The following is a 6,048-nucleotide window of genomic DNA, read 5'->3' as shown; positions in this document are numbered from 1 at the left end:
AATTGGGCGGGTGGCTTGTCTCGCGGCAAAGCTTAGCTGTACGCGCTCGTATCTCGCTTCTCGAAGCGCAGCGTTCTCTTCGCTCTCGTTTCTGCGCATACAAAAAAGCCGATGCGTTGGCATCGGCTCTTTAATTCGAGGAGAAGTGTCTACTTCTCTTCGTCTGGCAACTTAACGTTGAGCTCTAACACAGAGATATCGTCGTCTTTGTGTTCAAACGTCAGATCAACCATTGAAGGATCAACGGCAACGTATTTACTGATCACTTTTAGAATGTCTTCTTTAAGTTGCGGTAAGTAAGACGGTGCTGGATCATCATGGCTGCGACGCTCAGCAACGATGATTTGCAAACGCTCTTTGGCTAAGTTTGCAGAATTCTTTTTTTGTGGACGGAAAAATTCCAATAATGACATGCCGTGTTAGCCCCCAAATAGTCGTTTGAAAATCCCTTTCTTCTGCTCAGTTAGGAAGCGGAAGTCAATTTGATCACCCAATAAACGATCAACGGTATCTGCATAAGCTTGGCCTGCATCAGACTGATCGTCAAAAATTACTGGTACACCTTTGTTTGATGCATTCAGTACTGCTTGGCTTTCTGGAATAACACCCAGTAAAGAAATGTGCAGGATCTCTTCTACATCTTCAACACTTAGCATTTCGCCTTGGTTTACACGCGCAGGGTTGTAGCGAGTCAGCAGAAGGTGTTGCTTAACAGGCTCTAAACCTTGTTCAGCGCGAACCGATTTAGAATCTAGAATGCCAAGAATACGGTCTGAATCGCGTACAGAAGAGACTTCAGGGTTAGTGGTCACAATCGCTTCATCTGAGAAGTACAGTGCCATCAACGCGCCTTGCTCGATGCCTGCTGGTGAATCACAGATAACAAAGTCAAAGCCCATTTCGTCTAACTCATCAAGAACACGTTTTACGCCTTCTTTGGTTAGCGCATCTTTATCACGAGTTTGAGAAGCCGGCAGAATGAACAGGTTGTCAGTGCGCTTATCTTTGATCATCGCTTGGTTTAGCGTTGCTTCACCATTGATGACGTTAACAAAGTCGTACACCACGCGGCGCTCACAACCCATGATAAGATCAAGGTTACGTAAACCGATATCAAAATCGATCACCGCAGTTTTTTTCCCTTTTAGCGCAAGGCCTGAGGCAATCGCAGCGCTGGAGGTTGTTTTACCCACACCACCTTTACCTGACGTGACGACAATAATGCGTGCCATTCTTTATTCCTTATAATCTTTTAAATCGTCAACAACTCAAATTTTAGCGAGTCATCATCTAAACTAAATAAAACTTTTTGTTGCCAAAATTCTTCAGCAAATTGTTCAGTAAGCCAATAGTGTCCTGCGATAGACATTAATTCTGCATGTAATTTATTACATACGATGACAGCGCCTTTATTACCATTGGCTCCAGCAATTGCACGACCGCGCAATGTACCATGAATGTGGATGGAGCCATCAGCAATCACTTCCGCGCCTTCACTCACGTGGTTGAGCACCACGAGATCGGCATCCTTGGCGTAGATTTGCTGGCCAGATCGTACTGGAGTACGAATGATCTTAGTGGGCGCCATTGTTGCCGGTGCTTGCGCTGGCGATTTACTCGCCGACATAATCGCAAAGCCCGCTTCACTTGCCATGTTTTGGGTGCGTTTATCTTTACTGCCCGTAATGCCGACCGGGATCATACCGACATCGGAAATACCTTGCTTCAATATTGAGAAATCAATATCACCTTGTACAAGGGAAACATTGATCACCACTGGCGCTGATGTGAAAAAAGCGGGAGCTTGCTCGACCTTCTCTTTCAGAAAATGAATAGTTTTTTCGACATCGTTGTCAGAAAGGTGCAAAACTGACAAAGTAAAACTACTACCTTTTAAATCCGGGGTATGTGACATCTTTTACTTTGGACCTCATTGGGTTATCGCCGTCGTAGAAATGACGTTGCCTGAGAGTAGGGGTGTCATGTTATATTCCCCGCATACGGTCAGCAAGTTATCTTGCTCTCATTTGGGCGTTTTCTTCCCAAAAATGACTTAAGATTGATATTCTTTAAACTAAGATGGATTAAAGGCTTCCCATGATTTGTGCTATTTACAAAAGTTCGAAAAAAGAAGGCGCATACTTATATGTGCCAAAAAAGGACGATTTTTCACAAGTTCCTGACCAACTAATGCAAATGTTTGGTAAACCTACCATGGTGATGGTGGTGAAACTTGAAGGTCGTACCCTAGCACAAGTGAATGTCGAAAAAGTGAAACAATCGATGAACGACGAAGGCTATTTCCTACAACTGCCGCCGCCACCAAAAAATTTATTAGACGAATACAAAGAACAAAAAGCACGTCAGAAATCTGAATAAGATCGGATTGCTCAAGGAGGGCAATTGTGAAAAAACTACTGTCAGTCGTACTAGGCTTAACCATTACATCTTCAGTATTTGCTCAAGAAAAAAGCTTTGAGCAGTACGTCGAATTCTTGAAAACCCAAGCATTGGAAAACGGCATCTCAGAACCGATAGTCACCAGTGCTTTTGCCGACGTTACTTTTAAACCACGTGCTGTGAAAGCGGATCGCAATCAGCCAGAGAAAAAGCTCACCTTAGATGAGTATATCCCGCGCGCTGTGCCAGAGTGGAAAGTAAAACAAGCGAAAGAGCTATACAAAGAACACCAAGCAGAGCTGACTCGCATTGGTGAAGAGTACGGTGTACAGCCAAGATTTATTGTCGCGCTATGGGGCGTAGAAAGTAACTTTGGCAAATTCACCGGTAACTACAGCGTGGTTGATGCGCTATCGACGATGGCTTATGAAGGACGCCGTGAAGAGTTCTTTCGTAAAGAGCTGATGTCAGCACTGACTATCCTCGATCAAGGCCACATTGACGTTGATGATATGAAAGGCTCTTGGGCCGGCGCGATGGGCCAATGTCAGTTTATGCCAAGTTCATTTTTAAGCTTCGCTGCGGATGGTAACGGCGATGGTAAGAAAGACATTTGGAACACCAAAGCAGACGTGTTTGCTTCAACCGCGAACTACCTAAGCCAATCTGGTTGGGATGATTCATATACTTGGGGTCGCCAAGTAAAATTGCCTGCTGACTTTGATATGAGCATTGAGGGGCGCGTAGAAGGCAAACAGAAAACCTTGACCGAATGGAATAAGTTGGGCGTCACCCGTTATGATGGCCGCCCATTACCCAAGTTAGATAACGATATTGAAGCTTGGTTAACCGCACCGGATCAAGCTGATGGTCGCGTTTACCTTGTTTACAACAACTACAATGTTTTAATGAAGTGGAACCGCTCTTACTACTTCGCATTGGCTGTTAGCCATCTTGCTGACCGCATTATGTTAGATTAAGCGTTCTATTCAAACGTGTTATCTTGAGGGGCTCATTGAGCCCCTTTAACTTTTTAGGAGATGCAGTGCTTTCCGATCGAGCCGCGCAAATGGTGGTCTTTTCCGCTTTGCTTAAACATAAAAACTTCACCCTTGCGGCCAAAAGCTTGGGCGTGTCGGTTTCGCACGTCAGTAAACAACTGGCACTGCTAGAGCAATCGCTTGGAGTGAAGTTAGTTCAACGAACTACGCGCAGTTTCACTGCCACTGAAGCGGGTGAACGCTTTCATCGACATTGCCAAAAGATTGTTAAGATCATTGATGAAGCGCAAAATGAAATTGAAAGCCAGAGAGATGAAGTGGAGGGGCTTGTTAAACTTGGGCTTTCTTAATCGTTTGGTACTTTGCATATCATCCCTGCGATCCAAGAGCTGCGTGAGCAATATCCGAACTTACAAGTAGAAGTTCACTTGTTCGATTATAAGGTTGATATGCTCGAAGAAGGTCTTGATCTGTGGATCACTAACAACGAGCATCTGCCTGAAGGCTATATTGCTCGTCGTATTGCTGATTGTCAGTTTGTGGTAGCAGCCTCGCCTGACTACTTAATGCAGTACACTGCCCCCGTTCATCCGCACGATCTGAGTGACCATAACTGTCTGATTTATCGTAGCTGGGAGCGCGACTACACCAACTGGGCGTTTGTAAATTCCGATCAGCAGTTGAATGTCAAAGTGTCAGGTAACTATTCAGTAGATTTGGCCGAAGCGGTGCGTGATGCTGCCGTGGCAGGGTGGGGAATAGCTTATCTTGCGACATATTTGATCCGCGATGAGTTTAAAAATGGCCAGCTTATTCAACTGTTACCAGAGTGGAAAGCAAGCCAAACCATGCCGTTTTATGCCGTCTATCCAAGTCGCCATTATCTGCCGAAGAAAACCTCTGCGGTGATCGAATTTATCAAAGATAAAATTGGCAACCCTTGCTATTGGGATGTTCAACTTTCCCCCTACATTAGTCGACCTAACTAGCCCATCAAACCAAGGCTTATTATTTCCAAAGCTGGAAACATCTTTTCTATTTGGAAATAAATCGTTAGAGCAATCGTTTATCCTTATATAAAACAGTAAGTTAAATAAGTGGTGCAAAAAGCACCACTGAGAACTACAACTTCGCAACAAGTGTGACTTGCATCTCATTTTTTCGCCGCTATCATCCGATGCCTTTCCTGTTCCCCCTTTTTAGTCGGATTCATTTTATGAACTCAATCTTAGGTATTGTGGCGATTTTGCTCACCGCATGGTTGTTATCAACCAACCGTAAAAACATCAATTACCGCACGGTATCACTCGCATTTGCGCTACAAGTCTCTTTCGCTTTGTTAGTGCTTTATGTGCCAGCAGGTAAAGATGCGTTAGGTAATGTGACAGCTGCAGTATCAAACTTGATCAACTATGGCCAAGAAGGGATTGCGTTCCTATTTGGTGGCTTGGCAACAGGCAGCTTTACCTTTGCAATCAATGTATTAGGCATTATTGTCTTCTTCTCAGCACTGATCTCTGGTTTGTACCACATTGGCCTAATGCCAAAAGTGATTAACCTTATCGGTGGTGGTTTACAAAAATTGCTGGGCATTGGTCGTGCAGAATCGCTTTCTGCTACTGCGAACATCTTCGTGGGTATGATTGAAGCGCCATTGGTGGTTAAGCCTTACCTAAAACACATGACAGATTCGCAGTTCTTTACAGTCATGACCTGTGGTTTGGCATCTGTTGCGGGCGGCACGTTAGTGGGTTATGCATCACTGGGTGTTGATCTAAACTACCTGATTGCCGCTGCGTTCATGTCTGCCCCTGCGGGCCTTTTAATGGCAAAAATCATGATGCCAGAAAGTGAAACTGTTGCTCCAGAAGTTGAACTTGAGAACGTTGAAATGCCAAAAGCGACTAACGTTGTTGAAGCGATGGCTGATGGTGCGATGTCTGGTCTACGTATTGCGGTAGCAGTAGGTGCCACTTTGCTGGCGTTTGTCAGTGTGATTGCACTGCTAAACGGCATTCTTGGTTGGGCTGGTGGCCTAGTGGGTATCGACCTAAGTTTTGAACTGATCCTTGGCTACCTATTTGCACCGGTTGCATGGCTGCTTGGCGTGCCATGGAGCGAGGCGACTATCGCGGGTTCTTTGATTGGTAACAAGATTGTAGTTAACGAATTCGTGGCTTTCATCCAATTAATGGAAGTGAAACCGTTACTAAGTGAACACTCACAAGCGATCGTGACCTTTGCACTGTGTGGCTTTGCTAACATCTCAACCATGGCGATGCTGATCGGCGGCTTGGGCAGTATTGTACCTGAAAAGCGTACCTTCATCTCTCAATATGGCTTCCGCGCAATTGCGGCGGGCGTAATGGCAAACTTGATGAGCGCATCACTTGCCGGTGTGATTCTGAGCCTTTAAGGTTTTTAGAGTCGAGAGTTTAGAATTGAAATTCTAAAAAATTCGCCTGCGCCTCACGGTGAGAATTGTGAGGAGTATGTTAAGAATTCAAAGGGGTTAGCGTATTACGCTAACCCCTTTTTTGAATACCAAGCATAGCTTTTTCATTTCTCGTCTCTCAATTCTCGCTTATCAAGTCTCGGAGCAAAGCGTTCTTGCTAGTCTCGCTTCTCGGAACATAGCGCTCTCACT

6 protein-coding genes and 1 pseudogene are annotated in these 6,048 nt (G+C 44.9%); 4 read left to right on the top strand and 3 right to left on the bottom strand.

Features of this window, described 5'->3' with window-relative positions:
- Positions 1-149: 149 nt before the first annotated feature.
- From minE to minC, 3 genes are read right to left on the bottom strand one after another with little or no spacing between them, the layout of a single operon-like run.
- A complete protein-coding gene (gene minE, locus RH88_RS02605) occupies positions 150-413 on the bottom strand; it encodes a cell division topological specificity factor MinE (RefSeq protein WP_005593259.1) in 264 nt (87 codons plus the stop codon).
- 6 nt (positions 414-419) lie between these two features.
- The gene (minD, locus tag RH88_RS02600) at positions 420-1,232 is read right to left on the bottom strand and encodes a septum site-determining protein MinD (RefSeq protein WP_005593257.1); all 813 of its coding nucleotides are present in this window, start codon (positions 1,230-1,232) and stop codon (positions 420-422) included.
- 20 nt (positions 1,233-1,252) lie between these two features.
- Positions 1,253-1,915 carry a septum site-determining protein MinC gene (gene minC / locus RH88_RS02595; RefSeq protein ID WP_005593256.1) on the bottom strand — a complete coding sequence of 221 codons (663 nt, stop codon included), beginning with the start codon at positions 1,913-1,915 and terminating at the stop codon, positions 1,253-1,255.
- A gap of 182 nt (positions 1,916-2,097) precedes the next feature.
- On the opposite strand from minC, the gene RH88_RS02590 reads away from it, so the two are divergent.
- The 4 genes and pseudogenes from RH88_RS02590 to RH88_RS02575 all read left to right on the top strand — a co-directional run bounded on the left by RH88_RS02590 (position 2,098) and on the right by RH88_RS02575 (position 5,817).
- Positions 2,098-2,379, top strand: coding sequence for a YcgL domain-containing protein (locus tag RH88_RS02590; RefSeq protein ID WP_005593255.1), 282 nt, complete (start codon positions 2,098-2,100; stop codon positions 2,377-2,379).
- Between the two features lie 26 nt (positions 2,380-2,405).
- Positions 2,406-3,380 carry a lytic murein transglycosylase gene (locus RH88_RS02585; protein ID WP_005593254.1) on the top strand — a complete coding sequence of 325 codons (975 nt, stop codon included), beginning with the start codon at positions 2,406-2,408 and terminating at the stop codon, positions 3,378-3,380.
- Between the two features lie 65 nt (positions 3,381-3,445).
- Positions 3,446-4,390 (top strand): annotated as a pseudogene (locus tag RH88_RS02580) (LysR family transcriptional regulator).
- A 227-nt stretch (positions 4,391-4,617) separates the two neighbouring features.
- A complete protein-coding gene (locus RH88_RS02575) occupies positions 4,618-5,817 on the top strand; it encodes a NupC/NupG family nucleoside CNT transporter (protein WP_005593253.1) in 1,200 nt (399 codons plus the stop codon).
- Positions 5,818-6,048 lie beyond the last annotated feature (231 nt).

Origin of the sequence: Vibrio scophthalmi LMG 19158, from assembly GCF_000222585.1 — a bacterium.
Classification (GTDB): Bacteria; Pseudomonadota; Gammaproteobacteria; order Enterobacterales; family Vibrionaceae; genus Vibrio; species Vibrio scophthalmi.
This window is presented reverse-complemented; position numbering and strand designations above follow the sequence as displayed.

Excerpts from the sequence above, each read along its gene's own strand:
- minE (WP_005593259.1), bottom strand. The coding sequence starts at position 413 with ATGTCATTATTGGAATTTTTCCGTCCACAAAAAAAGAATTCTGCAAAC.
- minD (WP_005593257.1), bottom strand. The coding sequence starts at position 1,232 with ATGGCACGCATTATTGTCGTCACGTCAGGTAAAGGTGGTGTGGGTAAA.
- minC (WP_005593256.1), bottom strand. The coding sequence starts at position 1,915 with ATGTCACATACCCCGGATTTAAAAGGTAGTAGTTTTACTTTGTCAGTT.
- RH88_RS02590 (WP_005593255.1), top strand. The coding sequence starts at position 2,098 with ATGATTTGTGCTATTTACAAAAGTTCGAAAAAAGAAGGCGCATACTTA.
- RH88_RS02575 (WP_005593253.1), top strand. The coding sequence starts at position 4,618 with ATGAACTCAATCTTAGGTATTGTGGCGATTTTGCTCACCGCATGGTTG.